Origin of the sequence: Nocardioides sp. PD653-B2, from assembly GCF_002117935.1 — a bacterium.
Lineage (GTDB): Bacteria > Actinomycetota > Actinomycetes > Propionibacteriales > Nocardioidaceae > Nocardioides.
Window position 1 is genome coordinate 16,699 of the sequence record NZ_BDJE01000040.1, and the last position, 24,757, is coordinate 41,455.

Genomic DNA, 24,757 nt, shown 5'->3' on the forward strand with positions numbered 1-24,757 from the left:
GTGGAGCGGTCAGTCCTCGGCGACCGGCTCCAGGGTGAGCACGTCCTCGGCGGCGGCGTCGACGGCGTCGCGGGTGAACGCCCACGGGAGCGTGGCACCGGCGGCCCAGAGGTCGGTCTGGTCCGTGTAGTGCTGGTCGAACGGGTGCCCGGAGACACCGGTCAGGCTGATCCAGCGCGAGTCGTCGAGGTCACCGAGCGACACGACCATCCGCATGGACGGGGCGCTGACCACGCCGTACCCCTCCGACGCGTCCCAGGACGTGGCGTCGACGGTCGAGCTGCCGCCGCCGACCTGCCAGCCGTTGCGGTTGACCAGCCACTCGACCGGGCCGACGCCGGACTCCCCGAGGGTCGGGCTGTGCAGGTCGAGGCGGTGCAGGTGTCCCCAGGTCCACTCGTCGGCGTCGAGCGACTGGCGCCGGGTCAGCTCGTCGCGGGCGTCGCGGAGCGCCCGCGCGAGGATGTCGTCGCGGGTCTCGACGACGCCGTCGGTGGACGTGTCGTCCCACCACGCCGAGCGGGGCTCGGTGAGCAGGTTGCCGACCACGGCGTACCACCGCTGGCCGCCGTCGGGCCAGATCTCCTCGGGCAGGTCGTCGTGGAAGGTGTCCGCGAGCAGGTTGCGCCAGACGACGTTGAAGTAGGCAGCGGCGGCGCTGTCGGCGTCCTGGTGGAAGTCCCAGTGCCGGAGCTTGCGCTGGCCGGCTGCGTAGTAGCCGTGCAGGTCGATGTCGAGGAGGTACGGCGTGAGCACCGGCCCCAGCGGGTGGAGGTCGTCGAGCTGGAGGGCGGCCATGTCGTCGACCGACAGGTCGGCGCCCTCGTCGACCCGCTGCTCGATCAGGTCGCGGATCCGCTGCGAGCGGTAGCCACGGTCCCAGTCGTCGGTGAGGAACGGCGCGTAGTCCGGACCGATGACGGCCTGGTTGGCGGTGACCACGAAGCCGTCGTCGGGGTCGAGCACGTTGGGCAGCGCGGCGAACGGGACGTAGTCGCCGGTCCAGTCGTTCTCGGGCTTCCAGCCGGCCGACGGCAGCAACCCGTCGTTGCCGGACTTCCGGATCGGGACCTGGCCCGGCGCCTGGTAGCCGATGTGGCCGGCACGGTCGGCGTAGACCATGTTCTGCGCCGGGACACCGAACGTCGCCGCCGCTTCACGGAAGGAGTCCCAGTCCGTCGCCAGGTCGAGCTGGAGGATCGCGTCGGCCGTCGGTGCCGGTCGCAGCGCGGTCCACTGCAGCCCGACCGCGTAGTCACCGGCGGGCACGCCCGGAGGGTCCTCCCCCACGTCCTCGAGCTCCTCGGACACGTCGGACACGATCGGGCCGTGCGCGGTCGACCGGACCGTGATCGTGACGTCGTCGCCACCGTCGACCTCGATCGTCTCGGTGCGGCTGCGCAGCGGTCGCCACCGGCCGTCGTACCGCCACCGGTCACCCTCGATCCGCTCGAGGTAGAGGTCGCTGACGTCGGGCCCGAGGTTGGTGAAGCCCCAGGCGATGTCGGCGTTGTGGCCGATGATCACGCCGGGCACGCCGGAGAACGTGAAGCCCGCGACGTCGAGCGGGCAGGCCTCCGAGATGGTCCGGCAGTGCAGGCCCATCTGCATCCAGACGCCGGGCAGGCTGACGCCGAGGTGCGGGTCGTTCGCGAGCAGCGGCGACCCGGTGACGGAGTGGTCGCCGTCGACGACCCAGCTGTTGCTGCCGATGCCGTCGCCGCGGCCGAGCAGGGACGGCATCTTCGCGATGCCGTCGCGCAGCCGGGTGAGCACGCCCCGCATGTCGGCGGTGTACGGCGGACGCTGCGGGTTGCGGGTGCCGGGCGCGGTGGCGTCCTGCTCGAAGACGTTGTCGACGACCGCGCCCTGGCCGACGATCGGCGCGTGCTCGTCGTAGGGGTACTCCGGGTAGAGCTCGGCGACCTCGGCCGCGCTGTGCCCGGCGAGCGCCAGCACCCGGTCGATCTCGTCGGTCATGTTGCCGCGCAGGTCCCACGCCATCGCCTTGAGCCACGAGACCGAGTCGGCCGGCGTCCAGTGCTCGGGCTGGTAGTGCAGGCCGCCGGCGTTGAGGACCGTGTACTCGACGGCGATCCGGCTCGACGAGTGGCTGTCGAGGTAGGCGTTGACCCCGTCGGCGTAGGCCTCGAGCGCGGCGCGGGTCTCCGGCTTGACCAGCGCCAGCTCCTTCTCGGCGACCCGGCGCCAGCCCATCGTGCGGATGTACTCGTCGCTCTCGAGCGCGTCCTCGCCGAACATCTCGGCCAGCCGGCCGGCGGTCGCGTGCCGGCGTACGTCCATCTCGAAGAAGCGCTCCTGCGCGTGCACGTAGCCCTGCGCGCGCATCAGGTCCTCGACGGAGTCGCCGTACAGCTGCGGGATGCCCTGCGCGTCGCGCACGACCTCGACCTCGCCCTCGAGGCCCGGCAGGCCGGCCGACCCGGAGACCTGCGGGAACGGTCGCCGCACCAGCTGCACCGCGGTGATCGACCCCGCCACCAGGACGATCACCAGGGCGGCCGCGACGTACCCCGCGATCCGGGCGAAGCGGGGCCACGCCTGGAACCTCTGCCACGGGCCTGGCCGCTTCTCGTCCGTCATGGTGCTGGTCATTGTGCCGTGTCGTACCATTGGCAGTCGTCGGGGCCGAGTGCCAGTTTCCTCGCCCCGGGGAGACCACCGAGGAGACCCGTGCCCACCTATCAGTACGCCTGCACCGAGTGCGGCCACGCCTTCGAGCAGTTCCAGAGCTTCTCCGACGACGCGCTCACCGAGTGCCCGCAGTGTCACGGCAGGCTGCGGAAGGTGTTCAACGCCGTCGGCGTCGTCTTCAAGGGCTCCGGCTTCTACCGCACCGACAGCCGCTCCGGCTCGACCGCTACCGACGCCCAGGCCGCCAAGACCGAGACGAAGACCGAGAGCACGGGCGAGAAGAAGTCCGAGACCACGTCCGGGTCGAAGCCCGCCGCGACGACGTCGGCCTCGGCCTCGTCGTCCTCCGACTGAGCCCTGTGGAGAGCCCGCGCCGGCTCCGCTGATCTCTCCTAGCGTCGAGGCATGTCCTCGCGCGACCGTCTCGCTGCCACCCTCCGTCCGGTACGACGCGCCGTGCTGGCCCGGCGGCGGCTGCTCGCCGCCGTCCTGACCGCGGTCGCGGTCGCGGCCGGGATCCACGCCGCGGCCTCCCCGCCGCCGGCCGAGGTGCCGGTGCGGGTCGCCGCGCGCGACCTGCCGGCCGGTGCGGTGCTGGGCGCCGACGACCTGCGCACCGTCGGGTTCGCGCCCGGCTCCGTCCCCGACGGGCTCGCCGCCGACGCCGCCGGGCGGACCCTCGCCGCACCGCTCCGGGCCGGCGAGCCGGTCGCCGACCTCCGGCTGGTCGGACCGGCACTGACCGACGGCTACCCGGGGCTGGCCGCGGTCCCGGTCCGGCTCCCCGACGCCGGGATGGTCGAGCTGCTGCGGGTCGGCGACCGGGTCGACCTGGTCTCGGCGGACCCCCAGGGCGGCGGCGCGGAGGTGGTCGCGAGCGCCGTACCGGTGCTGGCGATCCCGGCCGCCGCCGACACGAGCGGCTCCGGCCTGACCGGGCGGCTGGTGGTGATCGGCGCCGACCCGGCGGACGTCGCCCGGATCGCGGACGCCGCGGTGCGCACCTTCGTGACGGTTGCCTTCGCCGACTAACGTGCCGGGATGACCGGATTCAAGAACTTCATCCTCCGCGGCAACCTGGTCGAGCTCGCGGTCGCCTTCATCATGGCCGCCGCGTTCGCGGCCGTGGTCACGGCGACCGTCACCCTCCTGATGGACCTCATCGGCAAGGTCGGCGGCGCCAAGGACTTCTCCAGCTACGACCCCGGCGGGGTCTCCGTCGGCGCCTGGATCACCGCGGTGATCTCGTTCGTCATCCTCGCGACGGTCGTCTACTTCTTCGTCGTGATGCCGTACACCAAGGCGAAGGAGCGCTTCTTCCCGAGCCCCCAGCCGGGCACGCCGGAAGACGTGAAGCTGCTCCAGGAGATCCGCGACCTGCTGGCCACGCAGCAGGGCAAGCCGGCGTCCACCGACCTGTAGCGGTCAGCCCCCGTGGTGGGGCGGCACCTGCGCGCGCAGCCACGCGTCGGTGCCGGACTCCCGCGGGGCGTCGTCGTCGCGGTCGTCGCGCGTGGTGTCGGGGAGAGCGTCGCCGAACACCTCGGCGAGGCGCCTGCGGCGCTCCCAGTCGGTCTCCGGCTTGCGCTCCCCGCTCACGTGCACAGCCCGGCGTCTGCGAGCGCCTGCTTGTCGGCCTCGTTGGACGAGCCACCGTTGCCGTTCCCGGAGCCGGACGAGGAGCTGGACCCGGGCACGTTGCCCGCGCTGATGACGTCCTCGCTGAGCTTCTTGGTCAGCGGCTCGTCGTGCGCGATCTTGTCCCAGACGTTCTTGGCCTCGGGCTGCTTCCAGACGAGCCGGTTGGGGTCCGAGGGGTCCGGGATGTTCGGGATGGTGAGGAACTGGATGTTGTCGAGGCCGATGCCTTGGAACTGGCCGCCGAGCTGCGCCAGCTTGACGATGCTGCCCAGGCCGTCGTCGACGGTCAGCGACTTGGTCGCCGCGTTGAGGAAGCCGACCAGGTGGTCGGGCCGGGCCAGCGTGCCGGCGGTCACGACCTGGTGGGCCATCGACGCGATGAACGCCTGCTGGCGCTTCATCCGGCCGATGTCGGAGCCGTTGCCGACGACGTACCGCTCGCGCACGTAGTTGAGGGCCTCGGCGCCCTTGATCTTGCGCGTGCCGGCCTCGATGTTGATGCCGTGGGCCGGGTCGACGATCGGCTCGGGGATGCAGACCTCGACGCCGCCGATGGCGTCGACCATGCCCTTGAAGCCCTCGAAGTCGACGACCACGTAGTGGTCCATCGGGATGCCGGTGAGCTGCTCGACCTGCTGGATGGTGCAGGCCGGGCCGCCCACCGAGAAGGCCTCGTTCCACATGACGCCGTCGGCACCCGCGATGGTGGTGCCGTCCTCGTCCACGCAGTCGGGTCGGTCGACGATCAGGTCGCGCGGGATGCTGATGCCGTAGGCACGCTCCCGGTCCGCGGAGAGGTGGAAGAGGATCGTCGTGTCGGAGCGCTGCCCGCCGCCGGTGAGGTTGTCGATGTTGCAGCCCTCGCAGTCGCGGCTGTCGGACCCCATCACCAGGACGTTCAGCGGCTCCTGCGGGCCCTCGACCTCCATCTTGTCCGGCCGGTTGGTCAGCTGGCCGGTCACGTCGACGACGTTGAGGTTGCCGTTCAGGTGCCGGTAGAGCCAGATGGTGCCGAGCCCCGTCGCCATCGCCATGACGAGGACGGTCGCGAGCACGATCTTGCCGATCGTGTGTCGCTTGCGGACCTTGCCCCGACGTTTGGGCGCACTGGTGTCCGGCTCGGCACCGTCGGGCGCGGGGTCGGACACAGGGGTACCTCGGCATCGGTTCGGAGAGGGCACGGCGAGCGTACGTCTCGAACCTTAAGTGTCCCTGTGAGCGACCTCTCGAATCAAAACGGCGGCTCACGGAGGCAGGGCAGCGGGCCGAGCGACCAGCGTGAAACACTGTGCGCCGACATCACCCGCCCCAGTAGCTCAGTGGATAGAGCAGCCGCCTCCTAAGCGAAAGGTCGTAGGTTCGACTCCTACCTGGGGCACCGAGAAACGCCTCGTCGGGTCACCCCGGTCCACGAGCGGGCCACGGCGGTAGAGCCCTCCGGAACGGCCTCCCCGAACGGGTCGAGTCGAGCGCCGTTCGGGCCGTCTCCGGGACTGGGAGAGGCCCCTGCATGGGCGTGCAACGCCCCTCTCACCTGCCCGGACCCCTCAGAGGCCCGATCCCGGCTCCCCACCCCGCAGCGCGCCGGAGGGACGCGCCGCCGCTAGTTATATCGAACACTTGTTCGAACGGGCTACCGTGCGCACATGTCCGACAAGAGCGCCATCGAGTGGACCGAGGCCACGTGGAACCCGACGACGGGTTGTGACCGCGTCTCGGCAGGCTGCGACAACTGCTATGCGCTCACATCGGTGGTCGTGAGGCGGTCGCGCTTGCGCTCGTGCTCGGCCATGTCGGCTGGCTTCGGCAGACGACGGACGTTCACGCGACAAGCCGGGTTCAGCAGCAGCATGTCGTCGTCGACCGCGTAGTCCAGCACCATCCGGAGCGCGCCGGTCACCAACCGACGCTGAGATACTGCGTCTCCTGGAACTCCTTGAGCCCCTCGCGGGCACCTTCCCGGCCCAGGCCGCTCTGCTTGACGCCGCCGAACGGCGCGGAAGGGTCCGACACCAAACCGCGATTGACGCCGATCATGCCGGCGTCGAGGCGCTCGGCGATCCGGATGGCCCGCTGGAGGTCGCGGGAGAAGACGTACGCCGCGAGCCCGTACTCGGTCGCGTTGGTCATCTCGAGCAGCTCCTGCTCGGTGCGCCACACGACGACCGGCGCCACCGGGCCGAAGATCTCGTCGGCCACGATCTTGGCCTCGGGAGCCACGTCACCGAGGATGACCGGCGGGACGAAGTAGCCCTCGGCGTCGGGCCGCTCGCCGCGGAAGCGCACCGTGGCGCCCTCGGCGACGGCCTGCTCGACGGCCGCCTCGACGCGGTCGGCGGCGCGGCGGGTGATCATCGGGCCCAGGTCGGCGCCGGTCTCAGCCGGCCCGACGCGCAGCTTCGCGGTGCGCGCGGTGAGCTCCTCGAGGAACTGCTCGGCGACCGACTCGTGCACGTAGAACCGGTTGGCGGCGGTGCAGGCCTGGCCGGCATTGCGGAACTTGGCGATGATCGCGCCGTCGGCAGCGGCAGCGAGGTCGGCATCGTCCGCGACGACGAACGGCGCGTTGCCGCCGAGCTCCATGCTCGCGTTGACGACGCGGTCGGCGGCCTGGCGCAGCAGCACCCGGCCGACGCCGGTCGAGCCGGTGAACGAGATCTTGCGGACCCGCTCGTCGGACAGCCAGGTGCTCACGACGCCCGCGGCGTCGAGGGTCGGGACCAGGTTGACCGCACCGGCCGGCACGCCGGCCTCGTGCAGCAGGTCGCTCACGGCGAGCGCGGTCAGCGGGGTCTCGGCGGCCGGCTTCAGCACCATGGTGCAGCCCGCGGCGAGGGCCGGGGCCAGCTTCCGGGTCGCCATGGCGGCCGGGAAGTTCCACGGGGTCACGAGCGCGGCCACGCCCACGGGCTTGTGGGTGACGAGGTTGCGGACGCCGCCGGCCGGCGCCTCGGCGTACGCGCCGTCGTGGCGGACGGCCTCCTCGCTGAACCAGCGGAAGAACTCGGCCGCGTAGACGACCTCGCCGGCCGCGTCGGCGCGCGACTTGCCGTTCTCGGCGCTGATCAGCTCGACCAGCCGGTCCTTGTCGTCGAGCATCGCCTCGTACGCGCGGCGGAGCACGTCCGAGCGCTGCCGGGGCGAGGTGCTGCTCCACTCCGGGAACGCCGCCGCGGCCGCGTCGACCGCGGCGGTCGCGTCGGCGACGTCGCCGTTGGCGACGGTCGCGATCACGGCGGTGGTCGCCGGGTCGTCGACCTCGAAGGTACCGTCGGCGCCGGCGCGGCGCTCGCCGCCGATGACGAGGGCGAGGGCGGGGTCGAGCTTGTCGATCTGCTGGGCCCGGTCGGTCACGGGTAAAGCCCTCTCTGGCGGTGCGCCTCGGCGACCCGGTGGACCGCGAGGCAGGTGGCGGCGGTGCGCAGCGTCGTACGACGCCGCTCCGCCTCGGTCAGGACGTGGTGCCAGGCGGCGGTCATCCGGTCGGCGAGGCGCGCCTCGACCCCGGTCTCGCTCCACCAGTAGGCCTGGTTGGCCTGCACCCACTCGAAGCAGGAGACGAGCACGCCTCCGGCGTTCGCGAGGATGTCGGGCACCACCAGGACGCCGTTGTCCCGGAGCAGCTCGTCGGCGTCGGCCGTCGTGGGACCGTTGGCACCCTCGACGACGACGCGCGCGGACACGTTGCCGGCGTTGTCGGCGTGCAGGACGCCCTCGACGGCGGCCGGCACGAGCAGGTCGACGTCGAGCTCGAGCAGGTCGTCGCCCGGGATCGGCTCGGAGCCGGAGAACCCGACCACCGTGCCGTGCTCGTCGACGTGCGCCTCGAGGGCGGGCAGGTCCAGGCCGCCGGCAGCGCGCACCGCGCCGTACTGGTCGCTCGCCGCGGTCGGCGCGGGCGGTGCGATCGTCATCGGGGCACCGCCGCGAGGCCGGCCTCGACCTCGTCCAGGCCCTCGTCCAGCAGCTCGTCGGAGATGCTGAGCGGCGGCAGGAAGCGGATCACGTTGCCATAGGTGCCGCAGGTCAGCACGATCACGCCGCGCGAGTGGGCGTGCGCGGCGATGCTCTTGGCCAGGTCGGCGTCGGGCTCGGTGGTCCCCGGTCGGACCAGCTCGACCGCGATCATCGCGCCGCGGCCGCGCACGTCGCCGATGCGGTCATCGCGCCTCTGCAGGTCGCGCAGCCGGCCGACCATGAGCTGCTGGATCTTGCCGGCGCGGTTGACCAGGTCGTCCTCGACGATCGTCTCGATGGCGCCCAGCGCGGCGGCGCAGGCGAGCGGGTTGCCGCCGTAGGTGCCGCCGAGGCCGCCGACGTGGGTGGCGTTCATGATCTCGCGACGACCGGTGACCGCGGAGAGCGGCAGCCCGCCCGCGATGCCCTTGGCGGTGACGATCAGGTCGGGGACGACGCCCTCGTGGTCGCAGGCGAACAGGTCGCCGGTGCGCGCGAAGCCGGTCTGCACCTCGTCGGCCACGAACACGACGCCGTTGGCGCGGCACCACTCGACCAGCGCCGGCAGGAAGCCGGTGGCCGGCTCGATGAAGCCGCCCTCGCCCTGGATCGGCTCGATGACGACCGCGGCGAGGTTGTCCGCACCGACCTGCTTCTCGATCACGTCGATCGCCCGGCGGGCCGCGGCCGCGCCGTCGGCGAGCTCGCCGTCGCGGTAGGGGTAGGACAGCGGCGCGCGGTAGACCTCGCCGGCGAACGGGCCGAAGCCCTGCTTGTAGGGCATGTTCTTGGCGGTCATCGCCATCGTGAGGTTCGTGCGGCCGTGGTAGGCGTGGTCGAACACGACGACCGCGTCCTTGCCGGTGTGGACGCGCGCGATCTTGACCGCGTTCTCGACGGCCTCGGCGCCGGAGTTGAACAGCGCGGTGGCCTTCTCGTGGTCGCCGGGGGTGAGCTCGTTGAGCTTCTCGGCGACCGCGACGTAGCCCTCGTACGGCGTGACCATGAAGCAGGTGTGCGTGAACCGGCCGACCTGCTCGCGGACGGCGTCGACCACGCGCGGTGCGCTGTTGCCGACGGTCGTCACGGCGATGCCGGAGCCGAGGTCGATCAGGTGGTTGCCGTCGACGTCCACCACGATCCCGCCGGCCGCCTCCGCGACGAAGACCGGCATGGTCGCACCCACACCGGTGGCGACCGCCGCCTGCTTGCGGGCGGCGAGCTCCTGGGACACCGGTCCCGGGATCGGGGTCACGAGTCGGCGTTCCTGGGCGATGGTCACGTGCTGCTCCTCGGTGTGCTGCGGCGGCCCGGTGGGTGTCCTCGGCGCGGATGCCGGCGATGTTCCTGCGGGTGTCCGGTCCATGGTCCGCCCGCCGGGCCTAGACTGTCCAACACTGGTTGGGACTAGATCCCATGCCGAAACGGCATAGAAGGGCGCCATGGAGCTGCGCAGCCTGCGGGCGTTCGTCGCCGTCGCCGACCGGGGCACCGTCAGTGCCGCGGCCGCCGGCCTGCACGTCGCCCAGCCCGCGCTGTCACGGACGCTGCAGCAGCTCGAGTCGGAGCTCGGCGTCACCCTCTTCGACCGGGCCCGCGGCCGGCTGGCGCTCTCGGCTGCCGGCCGGCAGCTGCTGCCGCTGGCCCGCCGCTGCCTCGACGACGCGGCCGAGCTGCAGTCCGCGGCCAGCTACATCGCGGCGGGGCGGCTCCACGACATCACCATCGCCGCGTCGGCCACCACGCTGGCCGACGTCATCTCGCCGTTCGTCGCCACCCTCCGCGAGGACGACCCGACGCCGCACCTCCGCACGACCGAGGGGCAGGACGCGGCCCGCGCCGTCGAGGGCGGGGCCGACCTCGTCATCAGCGCCGCCTCCGGGGTCGGCGCCCTCGACAGCGCGCGGGTTGGCTCGTTCCCGGTGTGGGCGTACGTGCCGGCGTCCCATCCCTGGGCCGAGCGGGCCACCGTGACCCTCGAGGACCTCGGCGCCACCACCGTGATCGTGCCGCCGCGCGGCTTCCTGGCTCGCGCCGCCATCGAAGCCGCCGGTGCGGCCGGCGCGGCGCTCGCCTGGAGCACCCAGGTCGAGGCCAGCGACGGGACGGTCGCACAGGCCCTGGCCGCCGCCGGTCGTGGCGTCGCCCTGGTCTCCGACGACCCCCGCTTCGACCTGCACCAGCTCCCGGTCGTCGACGCCGCCGGTACGCCTCTGCGCTTCGACCTGCACGCGGTCTGGGACCGCCGCCACCCCGCCGCCCCCACGCTGCGCGAGATGGCCGAACGGATCGCGGCCTTCACCACGGAGCGCTACGGGTAGGTGTGCTGCGCAGGAACGCCGAGTCGGCGCCGTCGTCGATCAGACAGCGCCGACTCGGCGTCCTGGGCATCAGCGGACGGTGCGCACCAGCTTGCGGTTCACGAACTCCTCGATGCCGAACCGGCCGAGCTCGCGGCCGAAGCCCGAGCGCTTGACGCCACCGAACGGCAGCTCGGCGCCCTCGGCGCCGACGCCGTTGATGAACACCATGCCGGCCTCGATCCGGTCCGCGACCCGGCGGGCCTGCTCCGGGTCGGTGGTGAACACGTAGGACCCGAGACCGTACGGCGTGTCGTTGGCGACCTCGACCGCCTCGTCCTCGTCGCGCACCTTGAAGACCATGGCGACGGGGCCGAACAGCTCCTCGCGGTAGGTCGCGTGCTCGGGGCGGACGCCGGTGAGAACCCCCGGCGCGTACCAGGCGCCCCTGCGCTCGCCGGCGGTCTCCAGCGTCGCACCCTCCGCGACCGCCGACCCGACCTGCTGCTCGAGCCGCGCGGCGGCGGCCTCCGAGGACAGCGGGGCCGGGGGCGTGGCCAGGATCTGCTCGGTGAACCTCGCGACGAAGTCGTCGTACAGGCTCTCGTGGACGATGACCCGCTTGCCGGCGTTGCAGGCCTGGCCGGTGTTGTCGAGCCGCGCGGCGACCGCGGCCTCCACGGTCGCGTCGAGGTCGTCGGTGCTCAGCACGATGAACGGGTCGGAGCCGCCGAGCTCGAGCACGACCTTCTTCAGGTGCCGCCCGGCGATCTCGGCCACGGCCGCGCCGGCGCGCTCGGAGCCGGTCAGCGACACGCCCTGCACCCGCGGGTCGGCGATGATCGTCTCGACCTGCTCGTTGGTGGCGTAGACGTTCACGTAGGCACCCTCGGGGAACCCGGCGTCGCGGAACAGCTGCTCCTGCGCGGCCGCCGACTCCGGGCACTGCGGCGCGTGCTTGAGCACGATCGTGTTGCCCGCCGCGAGGTTCGGGCCGGCGAACCGGGCGACCTGGTAGACCGGGAAGTTCCACGGCATGATCCCGAGCAGCACCCCCAGCGGGCGCCGCTGCACCACCGCGCTGCCCTCGCCCTCGAGGAGGCCGACCTCCTCGTCGGCCAGGAACCGTTCCGCGTTCTCCGCGTAGAACGCGTAGATCGCGGCGCTGAAGTCGACCTCGCCCAGGGCGTCCTCCAGGGGCTTGCCCATCTCCCGGACGATGATCTCGGCCAGCTCCTGCCGCCGCTCGGTGTGCAGCTCCGCGACCCGGCCGACGAGCGCCGCGCGGTCCGCCACGCTCGCCTTCCGCGCCCAGGAGCGGAACGTCTCGTGGGCGCGCGAGACGGCGTCGACCACCTCGGCGTCGGTGGCGGTCGGATAGACCTTGACCTGCTCGCCGGTCGCGGGATCGACGACGGCGTACTGGAGTGCGGACTGGGTCATCACTGCTCCTTGTCGGATCGTGCCTCGGCGGTGTCGGGGGCCGCGGGCGACAGGTGCTCGTGGACGGCCACCCAGCTCCCGCCGGCCTCGCGGCGAAAGACAATGGTCTCGCGCTCGTCCAGCGACTCCTCCGCGGATCCGGTCCGAACCACCGTACGCACCTGGTGGGTGAACACCGCGAGGTCGTCGGTGAGCACCTGGACGTGCTGGTCGGACGAGGCGCAGGACAGGACCCGGAAACCGTCCTGCTCCCCACCGGTCCACAGCTCCCGGTACGCCGCGCGCGATCGCAGCGGCGCGTCGTGCGTGTAGAACACGAACGTCGCGTCGGGCGCGAAGCTCGCGAAGTACGCCTCGGTGTCGTGGGCGCCGAACGCCTCGACCAGCACCCGGGCCGAGTCGAGCACCGCGTTCTCCACGCTCACCGGCCCTCCTCCCCGCGCGGCGCGAGCGCGGACAGCATCTCGTAGGCGACGTGGGCCGCCGCGATGCCGGTGACCTCGGCGTGGTCGTAGGCCGGCGCGACCTCGACCAGGTCGGCGCCGACCAGGTTCAGGTCGGCGAAGCCGCGCAGCACCGCCAGCAGCTCCCGGCTCGTCATCCCGCCGGCCTCGGGCGTGCCGGTACCCGGCGCGAACGCCGGGTCGAGCACGTCGATGTCGACGGAGAGGTAGACGGGGCGCTCCCCCACCCGCTCGCGGATCCGCTCCGCGATGCCGCGAGCACCGATGTCGTCGATCTCGACGCTCGGCACGATGTGGAAGCCGAGCTCGCGGTCGTCGACCAGGTCCTGGCGGGCATAGAGGGGACCGCGGGTCCCCACGTGCAGGCAGCCGCTGCGGTCGATCAGGCCCTCCTCCGACGCGCGGCGGAACGGCGTGCCGTGCGTGTAGGCGGCCCCGAAGTAGGTGTCCCAGGTGTCGAGGTGGGCGTCGAAGTGGACCACGGCGACCGGGCCGTGCTTGGCGGCGACGGCGCGCAGCAGCGGCAGCGCGATGGTGTGGTCGCCGCCGATGGCGACCAGCCGATCGCTGCGCTCGAGCAGATCCCGGGCGCCCGCCTCGATCTGGCCGATCGCGGTCTCGAGGTCGAAGGGGTTCACCGCGATGTCGCCGGCGTCGACGACCTGCTGGGTGGCGAACGGCTCGACGTCGGCCGCGGGGTTGTAGGGCCGCAGCAGCCGCGACGACTCGCGCACGTGGGCCGGCCCGAAGCGGGCGCCCGGCCGGTAGGAGACGCCCGCGTCGAACGGCACGCCGACGACGGCGACGTCCACGTCGGACACCTCGTCGATGCGCGGGAGCCGCGCGAACGTGGCCGGGCCCGCGAAGCGCGGGACCACGGTGGCGTCGACCTGGCCGACGCGGCCGCCGGTGGTGATGCGGGGCGGTTGTGACACGGAGGATTGCCTCTCTTTCCGAGACCTGCAGGGGCGAGGAACGGCGGTGGCCGTCAGTCCTCGAGGAGGGTCGTGCGCCGGCTGGCCCGGTGCACGGAGGCCCCGTGGTCGTCGACGACCTCCGGGATGGGGGCGTCGGTGGCGGGTACGCCGCGCGGGCCCTCGGGGCCGAAGACGTAGCGCGGCTCGGGGAAGATCACGATCAGCGCGAGGTAGGAGACGGCGGCCACGCCGATCGCCACCACGAGGCTGAGGTCGACTCCGCCCGCGGCGTTGCGGAACGGGCCCTCGATCAGCGGCGGGTAGTTCGCGAACAGCAAGCCCAGGATCGCCGCGGGGATCCAGGCGGCCATGCCGCGCCAGTTGACGCCGCCGTGGAACCAGTAGGCGCCGCCGCGCCGGCCCTGGTTGAACACCTGGAGGGCGCTCGGGCTGTAGTGGCCGCGACGCACGATGTAGCCGATCGTCATGATCACCATCCAGGGCGTCGTGCAGATGACGATCGCGCCGATGAACGCGTTCACGCTGTCCATCAGGTTGAAGGCCAGCCGGCCGACCAGGATGAAGACGAACGCGATGGAGCCGATGAACAGCGACGCCTGCACCCGCGACAGCCGCGGGAACACCGAGGAGAAGTCCAGGCCGGTGCCGTAGAGCGACGTGATGCCGGTGGAGAGGCCGCCGAGGAACGCGACCAGGATCAGCAGGGCGGCGTACCAGGCGGGCGAGATGTTGATCAGCGCGATGATGTAGTCGACCTGCCCGGCGACCAGCGTCGCGGTGACCACGCCGAAGAAGAACGGGACCAGCGTCATCAGCTGGGCGCCGAAGGTGGCGGCGAGCAGCCGCTTCGCGGGCGTGCCGGCGGGGATGTAGCGCGACCAGTCGCCGAGGAACGCGCCGAACGAGATCGGGTTGCCCATCACGATCAAGGCGGACAGGACGAAGGTCGGCCAGAAGGAGCCGAGGGCGTAGGCCGACGGGCCGGGGTCGTAGCCCCAGTCGATCTGCCCGTAGTAGGCGAGCACGCCGAGCAGGATCAGCACCGTGTTGCCGAAGACCACCACCTTGTTGACCAGCAGCATGAAGGCGTAGCCGTAGACGACCACCACGATCACGATCGCACCGAGGATCGCGTAGATGGCGCCACGGAGCAGGTCGGAGTCCTCGACGGCGGTCAGCCGGACGAGCGCCCCGACCACGGCATCGCCGCTCACCCACACCGAGATCGAGTAGAACGCGACCGCCGTCAGCAGCGACAGGAACGAGCCGACGACCCGGCCGCGGACGCCGAAGTGAGCGCCCGAGCTCACTGCGTTGTTGGTGCCGGTCAGCGGCCCGAACAGGCCCATCGGCGCCAGGAACAGCGTGCCGACCACGACGCCGGTGATCGTGGCCAGGAGGGCCTGCTCCAGCGAGAGGCCGAGCAGCACCGGGAAGGTGCCGAGGATGACGGTGGCGAACGTGTTCGCGCCGCCGAACTGGATGCGGAACAGGTCGAGCGGCCGCGAGTGCCGGTGCTCGGCGGGGATCGTGTCGATGCCGTGCTGCTCGACCTCGGTGATACGAGGGCGCTCGATCGCGGGGGTGCTCCCACGGCCCACGTCGTACTGCTGCTCGTCGATCTCCATCAGGCCCTCCCGGTGTCTGGTCGTCGGCTCGCGTCGGTGCGCCGAACGATCAGTGAGGCTAGCCACAGGTTTCGTCACATGCAATAGTTGTTGCCCGTGAGGATCACTCGCTTCGTCGACCTGTCCGTACCAGTGGGCGCGGGCACGGTCGTCTACCCCGGAGACCCGGAGCCGCGGCTGACGGTGCACAGCACCGTCGAGCGCGACGGGTTCAACCTGCTCTCGGTCTCGATGGGCTCGCAGTCCGGCACCCACGTGGACGCGCCTTACCACTTCGACGAGGACACCCCACGCATCGACGAGCTCCCGCTGGCGCGCTTCTTCGGGCCCGCGGTCGTGGTGGACGCGACCGGCGCCGGCCCGCGTGGGCGGATCACGTGGGACGAGCACGTCGCGCCGATCGCCGACCGGCTGGCGCCCGGCGTCATCGTGCTGTTGCGCACCGACTGGTCGGAGCACTACGGCACGGCGACCTACTTCGAGAACCCCTTCCTCGACGCCGACGCCGCCCGCCGCATCCTCGAGGCGGGCGTGCGGACGATCTGCATCGACGCGATCAACATCGACGAGACGCCCGACGACGACCACCCGGGCGAGGGCTTCCCCGTGCACCACCTGATCGCCGAGGCCGGCGGCGTCATCGGGGAGAACTTCCGCAACGTCGGCGCGATCGACTGGCCGGACCCCGTGGTGTCCTGCTTCCCGATCGCGCTCGAGGCGGCCGACGGCGCCCCGGTCCGGGCGGTGGCCCTGCAGGTCGCCGACGGCGTGTCCGGATAGCCTCTCCCCCAGCCGTAGATCATCAGCCCAGCGAGACCGAGGAGCCCGATTGCGACCCCTGCCGGTCTCCCCGACCTCCGACGGCGCGCGCCTCGGAGCACGGCTGCGGGCGGCCCGCAAGGCACACGGCTACACCCTCGACCAGCTGGCGACCGCGGCCGGGCTGACCAAGGGCTTCGTCAGCCGGGTCGAGCGCGACGAGACGTCGCTGAGCGTGGCGTCGCTGATCACCCTCTGCCAGGTGATGAGCATCAACCCCGGATCGCTGTTCACCGCGCCCGACGTCGACCTGATCCGCCGCGACACCGCACCTGCGATCAACCTCGGCGGCACGGGGGTGAGCGAGAAGCTGATGACGCCCCGCGGTCAGCCCCGCGTCCAGCTGGTGCACACCACGGCGGAGCCGGGCGCGACCGGCGGGCCGGACCTCTACACGATCAACTGCGACATCGAGGTCGTCTACATCCTCAAGGGGAGCATCGACGTCGTGTTCGCCGACCGGCGTGAGCGGCTGGCCGCCGGGGACGCGCTGACCATGCGCGGAGGCGAGCCCCACACCTGGGAGAACCCCAGCAGCTCGCGGGCCGCCGAGATCGTGTGGGTGCTGTTGCCGGCGCCCTGGAGCGGCAGCGCCTGAGACGGTCGCGCCAAGGGCGGCGACTCCTCCACCGCCCCCCTCAGGTGCCGTGACCGTCCCGGTCTCTGGCGTCCGGGTGCGATCGGCGCCGTAGCCCCACCGCCCGTGCCGCCCCTCGGGGTGGCTGCCAGAACCGTAGGTGAAAGGTCGTAGGTTCGACTCCTACCTGGGCCACCAACCGGGTCCGCTGCACGGATGGACCGTGGGCCGGGTCACCCGGATCGCGCTCGATGAGCCGCGGAGCGCGGTCGAGAGGCCGAATTGCGCAAAGTCGCGCCGAGGTGGGCCGGGGCGGGCGCTCCCGGTGTCACCATCGAGGTCGGGTTGCCAGCCGACCCTCGTGGCGCCTTGCTCCTGTCCCCCCACAGGCAGCAAGGCGCCGCGGCTCACGGCGCGGGCCCTTCCCGCCCTCGATGGGAGGAAGCGGGTGTCAGAGCGCGGCGGCCGGGTGGGCAATCCGTTCTCGCCGCGTGTCCCGTGATTCGGAGAAGACGATGATCATCGGCCACAGACGTCCTCGGCCCCGAGGATCCTCGGGGATGCCACCTGCTCCCCCGACGCCGACCTACCGGGTCAGCACGTACACCGTGTTTCCGTCCGGGTACGACAAGGTCGAGGATCCCAGCCGGTCGCGATGGTGCCTGACCGTGGCCGACGCAGGCGACGGCTGGGTGATCCGCCGGGGACACGAGTGCCTGAACTTCTACAACCAGTGGGAGCGCGAGGTGCCGCCCGAGTTGCGCGACGCCGAGTTCCGGCGCTTGTGCCTCTACAACGAACACGCCGCGCTGCTGCGCGCCCGACGGGTGATCGACAGCCTCGACGTCGGGGGCTTCACCTTCGAGGAGTTCGCCCGGCAGGTGGAGCTCGCCGCGTTCGAGGACGCCCCGGACCGCGACGACCGAGCCGTCGACCTCCGGTCGCGACCTCGTGACGCGTCCTGACCAGGCGGAGCATCGGACCAGCCGTCACTCCACGACCTCGAACGTGATCCCCGCCGCCTGGAGCCGGGCCAGCAGGTTGGCACCCATCGCCTGCGCGGTGGTGACCTGCCCGGCGGTGGTCGGGTTGTCGTCGAAGGCCAGGCACAGCGCCGACTCGGCGAGCATCTTCGCGGTCTCGTCGTAGCCGGGGTCGCCGCCGGAGACGCGGGTGTGGATGCTGCGTCCGTCGGTCTCACCGACGAAGTCGACGGTGAACCACGACTTCGCCCGGCGGCTCTCGTCGGGGCCGGCGCCCTGCTTGATCCGGCCGAGCAGGACGTTGCGCAGCGGCTTCACCTGCGCGGCCGTGAACATGGCGGTGACCAGGCCGGCCGCGCCGGCGGCGTACCGCAGCGTCTTGGTGCCGGCGAAGTGGGAGTAGGTGAAGTCGGGGCCGTACGACGCCAGGGCGGCGCCGCTGCGGGCGACGACCATCGGGTCGAGCGTGGGCAGCGGGAGCAGCCAGTAGCCGAGCTGCGCGTCGCGGTGCGGCTTGCCCGCGACCGCGCGCGAGCGGCGGCCCTCGGGACGGGGCTCGGCCCGGCGCCGCTCCCGGTGGACCGCGCTCGAGCGGCGCACCCGGGAGAACGCACCCATCGCGGAGTGGAAGGTGCCGCCGGAGAACATCGCGGCGGCGCGGACGACGCCGCGCACCTGCACCGGCCCGGTGGGCGCGAGCTGCTGGACGGTGAACATGGCGCCGAGATCGTGCGGGATCGAGTCGAAGCCGCAGGCGTGCACGATCCGGGCGCCGGTGCGCTCAGCGGTGGCGTGGTGGGCGAGGTACATCCTGTCCACGAACTCGGGCTCACCGGTCAGGTCGACGTAGTCGGTGCCGGCGCCGGCGCAGGCGGCGACCAGCGGCTCGCCGTACGCCAGGTAGGGGCCGACGGTCGTGATCACGACGCGGGCCCGGGCGGCGACGTCGGCCAGTGACGCGGCGTCGGTGACGTCGGCGTGCAGCAGCGCGAGGTCCGCCGCCGCGGGGTCGATCGCGGCCAACCGGTGCCGGACGGACTCCAGCTTCTCGGGGTTGCGTCCGGCCAGCGCCCAGCGCAGGCCGGCGGGCGCGTGCCGGACGAGGTACTCGGCGGTGAGACCGCCGGTGAAGCCGGTGGCCCCGAAGAGGACCAGGTCGAAGTCGCGTGCGTCAGCCATGCGGCCACTCTCTCAGGCGACCCCACGCATGATCGAGCGACGTAGGCTCGGACCATGTGCCGCAACATCCGCCCGCTCAACAACTTCGAGCCGCCGGCCACCCGCGACGAGGTCACCGCCGCTGCGCTGCAGTACGTCCGCAAGGTCAGTGGGACCACGAAGCCGTCCCAGGCCAACCAGGAGGTGTTCGACCGCGCGGTGCGCGAGATCGCGCACATCACCGAACACCTGCTCGACGACCTGGTGACGACCGCGCCACCCAAGGACCGCGAGGTCGAGGCGGCCAAGGCCCGCGCCCGGGCCGAGCTCCGGTACGCGCGTTGACGCTCGCCCCCTCGACCACGGCGTACGGCGAGGCGCTCGCGCTGCTGCGCGAGCGGCCTCTCGTGGCGCTGACCGGCGCCGGCCTGTCGACCGACTCCGGGATCCCCGACTACCGGGGCCCGAGGCCCGCCGGCTCAACCTCACGGGGGCCGAGTCCGATGACCTACCAGGAGTTCGTCTCCGGCCCGGCGGCCCGGCAGCGCTACTGGGCACGCAGCCACCTCGGCTGGAGCCGGATGAGGCGCGCCGACCCGAACCCGGGTCATCACGCGCTCGCGCGGATCGCGCCCGGGCTGCTGATCACGCAGAACGTCGACGGCCTGCACGAGCGGGTCGGGACGCCGCGGCTGGTCGCCCTGCACGGCCGGATCGCCGACGTGGTCTGCCTGGGCTGCCGGGCGACCTCGACCCGGGCCGACCTCCAGGAGCGGCTCACCCGGCTGAACCCCGGCTTCGCCGAGCGGCACCTCGAGGTCGAGGTGCGCCCCGACGGCGACGTCGAGCTCGACGACACGGCCGGGTTCGTGGTGCCGGACTGCCCCGGTTGTGACGGCGTCCTCAAACCCGACGTCGTGTTCTTCGGCGAGAACGTCCCGCCCGCCCGGGTCGAGCGCTGCTACGCCGCCGTCGACGCGCTCGCGGACACCCACGGCGCGCTGCTGGTCGCCGGCTCGAGCCTGACGGTGATGTCCGGCCTGCGGTTCGTGCGGCGGGCCGCGAAGGCCGGCGTGCCGGTGGTGATCGTCAACCGCGGGCAGACCCGCGGCGACGAGCTCGCGACGTACAAGCTCGACGTCGGGTGCAGCGAGCTGCTGAGCGAGCTGGCGGAGGTCAGAGGGGCCCCCGGTCCTCGCTGATCTGCCAGCCGTCGCCGGCGCGGGTGACCACCAGCTGCCGGGTCTCCGGGTCGTCGCCGTTGTAGGTCAGGTCGACGAGGACGAGGTCGCCGTCTCGACGGGTGCCGTCGACGGTGACGCTGTCCACGCCCTCCCAGAAGCCCGAGTACCCGCCGTACCCACCGGCACTGTCCTGGGCCTTCGGCCCGAGGAACTCCCAGGCGGCCTCGGTGTCGTCGGGCAGCAGGGCGTAGTAGTCGACGACCGTCTGCTCGGCGCTCCCGGCGCTCTCGGCCGGAGCGGGCGGGGTGACCGACGGCTCGGCCGAGGCGGTGGCCGTCGTCTCCGGTTCGGTCGGCGCGCTCGTGGTCGGGTCGGGCTTCTCGGCGCGCGGGCTACGGCTGCTGTCGGGCGCGCCGGGTGCGGAGACGTCGGCGGAGTCGTCCGGACGACCGAGCAGCACAGCCGTGACGATCACCGCGAGGAGGAGCACGACGGCCCCGGCGACCAGCAGCGGACCCCGGGAGCGCCGCCGCGGCGAGGTGGCGACCGGCCGGGCCGATACTCCCTGACGTTCCGGGGGTGTCACGGGCTCGACGACCCCGGGATCGTCAGGGACTATCGCGGCGGCGACGGGGGCCGTGGTCTCCAAGGTGCCGGGCGGGCGGTGTTGGCGGTGCAGGCGCTGCAGCGCGTGGGCGGCGTCCGCCATCGACCAGCGCGACTGCGGGTCGGGGTCGAGCATCCGGCCGATCGCGTCCCGGAGGAAGCCCGCGTGCTCCGGGAGCGCCGGCCGCCCCCCGGCGATGGCCGTCAGGGTCGCGATCGCGTTGCCCCGGTCCGCGATCGGCGCCGTGCCCTCGACCGCGGCGTACAAGGTCGCGCCGAGCGCCCACACGTCCGAGGCGGGCGTGGCGTCCTCGCCGCGAGCCAGCTCGGGCGAGAAGTAGAGGGGCGTCCCGGTCACCAGTCCGGACCGGGTGAGCTGGGCGTCACCGTCGGTGCGCGCGATCCCGAAGTCGCTGATCTTCGCCGTGTCGCCGTCGACCAGCACGTTGCCGGGCTTGACGTCGCGGTGGACCGTGCCACGCGCGTGCGCGGCGGCCAGCCCGTCCGCGACCTGCGCTCCGATGGCCGCGACCCGGGCCGGGTCCACCCGGCCCTCACGGGCGATCAGCTCGGCGAGGGTGGTGCCGGGCACGAACTCCATGACCAGCCAGATCTGGTCGTCGGCCTCGACGACGTCGTAGACCGAGACCACGTGCGGGTGGTTCAGGACCGCGGACGACCGGGCCTCGCGCAGCGCTCGGGCCAGGTCCGGCACCGACTCGCCGGGGAACACCCCGACCTCCTTGACGGCCACGTCACGCCCGAGCACCTCGTCGCGGCAGAGCCAGACGGTGCCCATGCCGCCGCGGCCGGCGGCACGCTCGACGCGGTAGCGGCCGGCGATGATCTCGGGGGACATCCCCCGTCGTTACCCGGTCGGGCCTCGACGTACGCCTCCGCGGAGCGGCAGCGTCGTCCGGGGCGTCAGCGGCTGTGTCCGGGGCCTTGACCGCAGAGGTTCTAGTCGTGGACGAGCTCGCCGAGCAGGTCGACCAGCTCGTGGAGCGCCAGGTCGTGGACGTCGGCGTCGAGGCCGGCCACCCGCTCGCGGGCGAGGTCCTCGGGCAGGCGCGCGCCCACGTCGAGGGTGTAGATGGTGTCCTCGGGCTCGAACCCGATGTCCAGCACGCGCGCAGCGTGGAGCTCGCCTGTCGACGTCCGCACCACGACAGCCTCGCCGTGGTCGAGTCCTCGCGTCAGCTTGGTCCGCGTGTGAGCCACGACCAGCAAGTGGTTTCCTTCCACACGGGCAGGCCCGTTCAGCTCGAGAAACTCCATCATGATCCCCCTACGTCAGCGCCCGACCGACGGTGTGGCTGTCTGTCCCCGAGAGCAGCCGAGAAGACCCTAAGCGGCGAGCGGCCTCTCAATATCCACAAAATGTGAAAGAAATGTCCACAAAATGCCGACATCTCGTGATGCGAGTCACTTCCTGAGGCGGGACCTGACTAGTGCAGCGGCGCTAGAGCTTGCGCACGAAGATGTGGTCTGCCGCCTCGGGCACGATCTCCGCGGTCTCGCCGCCCGACCCGACCAGCACGCCCTCGGCGGTCGAGACGACCGTGATCGTCTTGTCCGGCAGCGCGCCGACCCGACGCATCGCGCTCATCAGCACCTCGTCCTTCTGCATCTCCTCCGAGATGCGGCGGACCAGGACCCGGCCCTCGTCGGGGCCCGCCGCCCGTGAGAGAGGCTCGACGCCCTCCATGAACTCCTCGCCGACCTCGATCTCGCCGAGCTCGTCGAGACCGGGGATCGGGTTGCCGTACGGCGACTCCGTCGGGTGGTCCAGCAGCTGCAGCAGCCGCCGCTCGACCGTCTCGGACATCACGTGCTCCCAGCGGCACGCCTCCTCGTGCACCAGCTCCCACTCCAGCCCGATCACGTCGGTCAGCAGCCGCTCCGCGAGGCGGTGCTTGCGCATCACCCGGGTCGCGAGCCGCAGGCCCTCGTCGGTGAGCTGGAGGTGCCGGTCGCCCTCGACGGTGAGGAGGCCGTCGCGCTCCATCCGGGCGACGGTCTGCGAGACGGTCGGGCCGCTCTGGTGGAGACGCTCGGCGATCCTGGCACGCAGCGGGACGATGCCCTCCTCGACCAGCTCATAGATGGTCCGGAGGTACATCTCGGTGGTGTCGATCAGGTCGCTCACCTGCACATTCTTGCGCATCGAACCTGAGAGCGGGCCGCTCACCCACGGCGCTGGCAGGCTGGAGCGCGATGCCTGCCGTGATGTGGTTCCGACGCGACTTGCGACTCGGGGACAACCCCGCCCTCCTGGAGGCGTGCGCCGACGGCGACGTCCTCCCCCTCTTCGTGCTCGACCCGGCCCTCTGGGAGCCGGCCGGACCGAGCCGCCGCGCCTACCTCGGCGCCTCGCTGCGCGCGCTCGACGCCTCCCTGGGTGGCGCCGGGCTGTCGGTCGTGCGCGGTGACCCCGTCCGGGCCGTCGTGCACGCCGCCCGGGAGGTCGGCGCGGAGCGCGTCCACGTGGCGGCCGACTTCGGCCCCTACGGCCGGGTGCGCGACGCGGCCGTCGAGCGGGCACTGACCGAGCACGGGATCGAGCTGGTGCGCACCGGGTCGCCGTACGCCGTCGCGCCCGGCCGCGTGACAACGGGGGCGGGCGACCCGTTCCAGGTCTTCACGCCCTTCCACCGGGCCTGGGCCGAGCACGGCTGGCGCGCCCCGGTCGACCCGCCGTCCGGGGCGACCTGGGTCGGGCTCACCGACCGCAGCACCGTCGAGATCCCCGACCCCGACCTGCCGGAGGGGCTGGCGCTGCCCGAGGCCGGCGAGGACGCGGCCCGCGCGCGGTGGGCGGACTTCCTCGACCGGGTCGCGGAGTACGACGAGCACCGCGACCGGCCGGGCGTCGACGGCACGTCCCGGATGTCGGTGCACCTCAAGTGGGGCGAGGTCCACCCGCGCACGCTGCTCGCCGACCTCGCGAGGCTCCGCAGCACGGGCGCCGCGACGTACCGCAAGGAGCTGGCCTGGCGCGAGTTCTACGCCGCGGTGCTGGCTGCGCGCCCGGAGACCGCCCGCGACTACCTGAAGCCCGCCTTCGCGCGGATGCGGTACGACGAGCCGGGCGCGGGGCTCGCTGCGTGGCGCGAGGGCCGGACCGGCTTCCCGGTGGTCGACGCCGGGATGCGCCAGCTGCTCGCGACCGGCTGGATGCACAACCGGGTGCGGATGATCGTCGCGAGCTTCCTGGTGAAGAACCTCCACGTCGAGTGGCAGCACGGCGCCCGCCACTTCATGCGCTGGCTGGTCGACGGCGACCTCGCGTCCAACCAGCACGGCTGGCAGTGGACGGCCGGCTGCGGCACGGACGCGGCGCCGTACTTCCGGGTCTTCAACCCGACCTCGCAGGGCAAGAAGTTCGACCCCGACGGCCGCTACGTACGCCGCTGGGTCCCGGAGCTCGCCGACGTCCGCGACCCGCACGACCCGAGCCCCGACGACCGCGCGACCGCCGGGTATCCCGCACCGGTCGTCGACCACGCCGCCGAGCGGCTCGAGGCCCTGGCCCGCTGGGAGGAGATCCGCTGACGCTGGTCCGCGACGGCCGACCGCGTGCGCCGACGGGGTGGACCTGAGGCGGGTCGGCATGCCAGCGTGTGCGAGATGCCCGAACTGCTGGTGCCCCGCCGCTTCTGCGGCCCTCCGTCCTCCGGCAACGGCGGCTGGACGGCCGGCGCCCTCGCCGCGCTGGTCGGCGCCGCCGTTCCCGACGACAGCGCGGAGCCGTGGCCGGCAGTCTCGGTGTCGCTGCGCAAGCCGCCGCCGCTGGACACCCCGATGCCGGTGGTCACCCGCGACGGCGCCACCGAGGCCACCCTCGACGGCGAGGTGGTCGCCCGGGCCGAGCCGACCGACGCCGAGCCGACGCTGGTGGAGCCGGTCCCGGTCGAGGTGGCGCGGGCCGCGGAGGCGTCGTACGCCGGCCTGTCCTTCCACCCGTTCCCGACCTGCTTCGCCTGTGGCGTCGACCGCGACGACGGGCTGCGGATCTTCCCGGGCCGGGTCGACGACCAGGACGGCGCCGCGCGGGTCGCGGCGACGTGGACCCCCGACCCGACGGTCGCGGAGGACGTCCCCAGCCCTCTCGACGACACGCCGCGGGCGTCGCTCGCGGTGACCTGGGCCGCGCTCGACTGCATCGGCGGCTGGGCCGGCGACCTGGAGGAGCGGCTGATGGTGCTGGCCCGGATGACGGCGCGGGTCGACGCCCTGCCGGTGGTCGGCGAGGAGCACGTGGTGGTGGGCCTCGCCCTCGGCAGCGACGGCCGCAAGACCTTCACCGCGTCGACGCTGCACGACTCGGACGGCCGGGTCGTCGCCCGGGCCGAGCACGTGTGGGTGGCCGTCGACCCGGCCGCCTTCGCCTGATCTACGATG

At 72.5% G+C, this 24,757-nt stretch carries 26 protein-coding genes and 1 tRNA gene; 13 read left to right on the forward strand and 14 right to left on the reverse strand.

Annotation, left to right across the window (positions count from 1 at the left end; translation table 11 throughout):
- Nucleotides 1-9: 9 nt before the first annotated feature.
- Nucleotides 10-2,616, reverse strand: coding sequence for a penicillin acylase family protein (locus tag PD653B2_RS17040; protein ID WP_207559496.1), 2,607 nt, complete (start codon nucleotides 2,614-2,616; stop codon nucleotides 10-12).
- Between the two features lie 78 nt (nucleotides 2,617-2,694).
- Between PD653B2_RS17040 and PD653B2_RS17045 the strand changes: the two genes are divergently transcribed.
- From PD653B2_RS17045 to PD653B2_RS17055, 3 genes are read left to right on the forward strand one after another with little or no spacing between them, the layout of a single operon-like run.
- Nucleotides 2,695-3,009, forward strand: coding sequence for an FmdB family zinc ribbon protein (locus tag PD653B2_RS17045; protein ID WP_085873594.1), 315 nt, complete (start codon nucleotides 2,695-2,697; stop codon nucleotides 3,007-3,009).
- Nucleotides 3,010-3,060: 51 nt separating this feature from the next.
- On the forward strand, nucleotides 3,061-3,687 hold the full coding sequence (locus PD653B2_RS17050) for an SAF domain-containing protein (protein WP_085873595.1): 627 nt from the start codon (nucleotides 3,061-3,063) through the stop codon (nucleotides 3,685-3,687).
- 9 nt (nucleotides 3,688-3,696) lie between these two features.
- The gene (locus PD653B2_RS17055) at nucleotides 3,697-4,077 is read left to right on the forward strand and encodes an MscL family protein (protein WP_085873596.1); all 381 of its coding nucleotides are present in this window, start codon (nucleotides 3,697-3,699) and stop codon (nucleotides 4,075-4,077) included.
- A gap of 3 nt (nucleotides 4,078-4,080) precedes the next feature.
- Here PD653B2_RS17055 and PD653B2_RS17060 read toward each other — a convergent pair whose 3' ends face one another.
- Nucleotides 4,081-4,254 (reverse strand): hypothetical protein, encoded by a 174-nt coding sequence (locus PD653B2_RS17060; RefSeq protein WP_242665324.1) that lies wholly within the window; start codon nucleotides 4,252-4,254, stop codon nucleotides 4,081-4,083.
- Nucleotides 4,251-5,444, reverse strand: coding sequence for an LCP family protein (locus tag PD653B2_RS17065; protein ID WP_085873598.1), 1,194 nt, complete (start codon nucleotides 5,442-5,444; stop codon nucleotides 4,251-4,253). The genes PD653B2_RS17060 and PD653B2_RS17065 overlap by 4 nt, the downstream gene beginning before the upstream one ends.
- Before the next feature lie 157 nt (nucleotides 5,445-5,601).
- Here PD653B2_RS17065 and PD653B2_RS17070 point away from each other — a divergent pair.
- A tRNA-Arg gene (locus tag PD653B2_RS17070) sits at nucleotides 5,602-5,674 on the forward strand.
- Nucleotides 5,675-5,942: 268 nt separating this feature from the next.
- The gene (locus tag PD653B2_RS25720; protein ID WP_242665325.1) at nucleotides 5,943-6,167 is read left to right on the forward strand and encodes a DUF5131 family protein; all 225 of its coding nucleotides are present in this window, start codon (nucleotides 5,943-5,945) and stop codon (nucleotides 6,165-6,167) included.
- 25 nt (nucleotides 6,168-6,192) lie between these two features.
- Here the strand turns inward: PD653B2_RS25720 and PD653B2_RS17080 are convergent, their stop codons facing one another.
- Genes PD653B2_RS17080 through gabT form a run of 3 tightly spaced genes read right to left on the reverse strand, consistent with a single transcriptional unit; the run spans nucleotide 6,193 to nucleotide 9,535 of the window.
- Complete coding sequence (locus PD653B2_RS17080; RefSeq protein WP_085873599.1) at nucleotides 6,193-7,650, reverse strand: NAD-dependent succinate-semialdehyde dehydrogenase; 1,458 nt, start codon at nucleotides 7,648-7,650, stop codon at nucleotides 6,193-6,195.
- Nucleotides 7,647-8,210, reverse strand: coding sequence for a Glu/Leu/Phe/Val family dehydrogenase (locus PD653B2_RS17085; RefSeq protein WP_085873600.1), 564 nt, complete (start codon nucleotides 8,208-8,210; stop codon nucleotides 7,647-7,649). The genes PD653B2_RS17080 and PD653B2_RS17085 overlap by 4 nt, the downstream gene beginning before the upstream one ends.
- A complete protein-coding gene (gabT, locus tag PD653B2_RS17090; RefSeq protein ID WP_242665326.1) occupies nucleotides 8,207-9,535 on the reverse strand; it encodes a 4-aminobutyrate--2-oxoglutarate transaminase in 1,329 nt (442 codons plus the stop codon). The genes PD653B2_RS17085 and gabT overlap by 4 nt, the downstream gene beginning before the upstream one ends.
- A gap of 160 nt (nucleotides 9,536-9,695) precedes the next feature.
- Between gabT and PD653B2_RS17095 the strand changes: the two genes are divergently transcribed.
- A complete protein-coding gene (locus tag PD653B2_RS17095) occupies nucleotides 9,696-10,574 on the forward strand; it encodes a LysR family transcriptional regulator (protein WP_085873602.1) in 879 nt (292 codons plus the stop codon).
- A gap of 69 nt (nucleotides 10,575-10,643) precedes the next feature.
- Here the strand turns inward: PD653B2_RS17095 and PD653B2_RS17100 are convergent, their stop codons facing one another.
- The 4 genes from PD653B2_RS17100 to PD653B2_RS17115 are packed head-to-tail and all read right to left on the reverse strand — an operon-like array spanning nucleotide 10,644 to nucleotide 15,026.
- Nucleotides 10,644-11,996, reverse strand: coding sequence for an NAD-dependent succinate-semialdehyde dehydrogenase (locus tag PD653B2_RS17100; protein ID WP_085873603.1), 1,353 nt, complete (start codon nucleotides 11,994-11,996; stop codon nucleotides 10,644-10,646).
- Nucleotides 11,996-12,421 (reverse strand): YybH family protein, encoded by a 426-nt coding sequence (locus PD653B2_RS17105; protein ID WP_165763516.1) that lies wholly within the window; start codon nucleotides 12,419-12,421, stop codon nucleotides 11,996-11,998. Before PD653B2_RS17105 ends, PD653B2_RS17100 begins: the two co-directional genes overlap by 1 nt.
- Nucleotides 12,418-13,395, reverse strand: a complete 978-nt coding sequence (gene speB, locus PD653B2_RS17110; protein WP_242665327.1) for an agmatinase — start codon at nucleotides 13,393-13,395, stop codon at nucleotides 12,418-12,420. The genes PD653B2_RS17105 and speB overlap by 4 nt, the downstream gene beginning before the upstream one ends.
- A 53-nt stretch (nucleotides 13,396-13,448) precedes the next feature.
- Entirely contained in the window at nucleotides 13,449-15,026 is a 1,578-nt protein-coding gene (locus PD653B2_RS17115; protein WP_085873605.1) for a purine-cytosine permease family protein, read from the reverse strand.
- 96 nt (nucleotides 15,027-15,122) lie between these two features.
- Between PD653B2_RS17115 and PD653B2_RS17120 the strand changes: the two genes are divergently transcribed.
- From PD653B2_RS17120 to PD653B2_RS17130, 3 genes are all read left to right on the forward strand, one after another.
- Nucleotides 15,123-15,806: a cyclase family protein gene (locus tag PD653B2_RS17120; RefSeq protein ID WP_085873606.1), complete on the forward strand. Its 684-nt coding sequence runs from the start codon at nucleotides 15,123-15,125 to the stop codon at nucleotides 15,804-15,806.
- Nucleotides 15,807-15,855: 49 nt separating this feature from the next.
- Nucleotides 15,856-16,443 (forward strand): cupin domain-containing protein, encoded by a 588-nt coding sequence (locus tag PD653B2_RS17125; protein WP_085873607.1) that lies wholly within the window; start codon nucleotides 15,856-15,858, stop codon nucleotides 16,441-16,443.
- 539 nt (nucleotides 16,444-16,982) lie between these two features.
- Nucleotides 16,983-17,387 carry a hypothetical protein gene (locus tag PD653B2_RS17130; protein WP_085873608.1) on the forward strand — a complete coding sequence of 135 codons (405 nt, stop codon included), beginning with the start codon at nucleotides 16,983-16,985 and terminating at the stop codon, nucleotides 17,385-17,387.
- Nucleotides 17,388-17,411: 24 nt separating this feature from the next.
- Here PD653B2_RS17130 and PD653B2_RS17135 read toward each other — a convergent pair whose 3' ends face one another.
- Nucleotides 17,412-18,584 carry a saccharopine dehydrogenase family protein gene (locus tag PD653B2_RS17135; RefSeq protein ID WP_085873609.1) on the reverse strand — a complete coding sequence of 391 codons (1,173 nt, stop codon included), beginning with the start codon at nucleotides 18,582-18,584 and terminating at the stop codon, nucleotides 17,412-17,414.
- Between the two features lie 54 nt (nucleotides 18,585-18,638).
- Here PD653B2_RS17135 and PD653B2_RS17140 point away from each other — a divergent pair, with 54 nt between their 5' ends.
- Together PD653B2_RS17140 and PD653B2_RS17145 are read left to right on the forward strand one after the other, a co-directional pair.
- Nucleotides 18,639-18,908 (forward strand): DUF2277 domain-containing protein, encoded by a 270-nt coding sequence (locus PD653B2_RS17140; RefSeq protein ID WP_085873610.1) that lies wholly within the window; start codon nucleotides 18,639-18,641, stop codon nucleotides 18,906-18,908.
- Nucleotides 18,905-19,765 carry a Sir2 family NAD-dependent protein deacetylase gene (locus tag PD653B2_RS17145; protein ID WP_085873611.1) on the forward strand — a complete coding sequence of 287 codons (861 nt, stop codon included), beginning with the start codon at nucleotides 18,905-18,907 and terminating at the stop codon, nucleotides 19,763-19,765. The genes PD653B2_RS17140 and PD653B2_RS17145 overlap by 4 nt, the downstream gene beginning before the upstream one ends.
- Here the strand turns inward: PD653B2_RS17145 and PD653B2_RS17150 are convergent.
- The 3 genes from PD653B2_RS17150 to PD653B2_RS17160 form a co-directional block, all read right to left on the reverse strand.
- Nucleotides 19,740-21,212, reverse strand: coding sequence for a serine/threonine-protein kinase (locus PD653B2_RS17150; protein WP_085873612.1), 1,473 nt, complete (start codon nucleotides 21,210-21,212; stop codon nucleotides 19,740-19,742). The genes PD653B2_RS17145 and PD653B2_RS17150 overlap by 26 nt on opposite strands.
- A gap of 101 nt (nucleotides 21,213-21,313) precedes the next feature.
- On the reverse strand, nucleotides 21,314-21,517 hold the full coding sequence (locus PD653B2_RS17155) for a hypothetical protein (RefSeq protein WP_133059083.1): 204 nt from the start codon (nucleotides 21,515-21,517) through the stop codon (nucleotides 21,314-21,316).
- Between the two features lie 298 nt (nucleotides 21,518-21,815).
- Nucleotides 21,816-22,502 carry a metal-dependent transcriptional regulator gene (locus tag PD653B2_RS17160; protein WP_085873677.1) on the reverse strand — a complete coding sequence of 229 codons (687 nt, stop codon included), beginning with the start codon at nucleotides 22,500-22,502 and terminating at the stop codon, nucleotides 21,816-21,818.
- Nucleotides 22,503-22,570: 68 nt separating this feature from the next.
- Here PD653B2_RS17160 and PD653B2_RS17165 point away from each other — a divergent pair, with 68 nt between their 5' ends.
- Both PD653B2_RS17165 and PD653B2_RS17170 read left to right on the forward strand, forming a co-directional pair.
- Nucleotides 22,571-23,908 carry a cryptochrome/photolyase family protein gene (locus PD653B2_RS17165; protein WP_085873614.1) on the forward strand — a complete coding sequence of 446 codons (1,338 nt, stop codon included), beginning with the start codon at nucleotides 22,571-22,573 and terminating at the stop codon, nucleotides 23,906-23,908.
- Nucleotides 23,909-23,983: 75 nt separating this feature from the next.
- Nucleotides 23,984-24,748 (forward strand): hypothetical protein, encoded by a 765-nt coding sequence (locus PD653B2_RS17170; RefSeq protein ID WP_085873615.1) that lies wholly within the window; start codon nucleotides 23,984-23,986, stop codon nucleotides 24,746-24,748.
- Nucleotides 24,749-24,757: the final 9 nt, after the last annotated feature.